This is a genomic window from Pseudomonas sp. PS02303, from assembly GCF_029959925.1.
GTDB classification, from domain to species: Bacteria; Pseudomonadota; Gammaproteobacteria; order Pseudomonadales; family Pseudomonadaceae; genus Aquipseudomonas; species Aquipseudomonas mandelii.
The window spans coordinates 1-545 of the sequence record NZ_JASCOM010000557.1 but is presented as its reverse complement, the minus strand read 5'-3'; the positions used below and the strand labels follow the sequence as shown (position 1 = coordinate 545).

2 tRNA genes and 1 rRNA gene are annotated in these 545 nt (G+C 46.2%); all 3 read left to right on the top strand.

The features are described 5' to 3' along the window. Positions 1–62 (top strand): 16S ribosomal RNA (locus QMX98_RS34835); the annotation flags it as partial. Positions 63–185: 123 nt separating this feature from the next. Beyond that, positions 186–262: transfer RNA gene (locus QMX98_RS34830), tRNA-Ile, on the top strand. Positions 263–272: 10 nt separating this feature from the next. Further along, positions 273–348: transfer RNA gene (locus QMX98_RS34825), tRNA-Ala, on the top strand. The last annotated feature ends 197 nt before the right edge of the window (positions 349–545 follow it).

Sequence of the window (545 nt, the reverse complement as noted above, 5' to 3'; positions counted from 1 at the left end):
TGACTGGGGTGAAGTCGTAACAAGGTAGCCGTAGGGGAACCTGCGGCTGGATCACCTCCTTAATCGACGACATCAGCTGCTCCATAAGTTCCCACACGAATTGCTTGATTCATTGAAGAAGACGATAGAAGCAGCTTTAAGCTCCAAGCTGATAGCTCCAAGCTAACAGTTGCGCGCTCGAAATTGGGTCTGTAGCTCAGTTGGTTAGAGCGCACCCCTGATAAGGGTGAGGTCGGCAGTTCGAATCTGCCCAGACCCACCAATTTTGTTATGGGGCCATAGCTCAGCTGGGAGAGCGCCTGCCTTGCACGCAGGAGGTCAACGGTTCGATCCCGTTTGGCTCCACCATATAACTGCTTCTGCTGTTAGAGTTTAGAAATGAATATTCCGGTGTGAATATTGATTTCTAGTCTTTGATTAGATCGTTCTTTAAAAATTTGGGTATGTGATAGAAAGATAGACTGAACGTTACTTTCACTGGTAACGGATCAGGCTAAGGTAAAATTTGTGAGTTGCTCTTAATTGAGTATTATCGAATTTTCGGC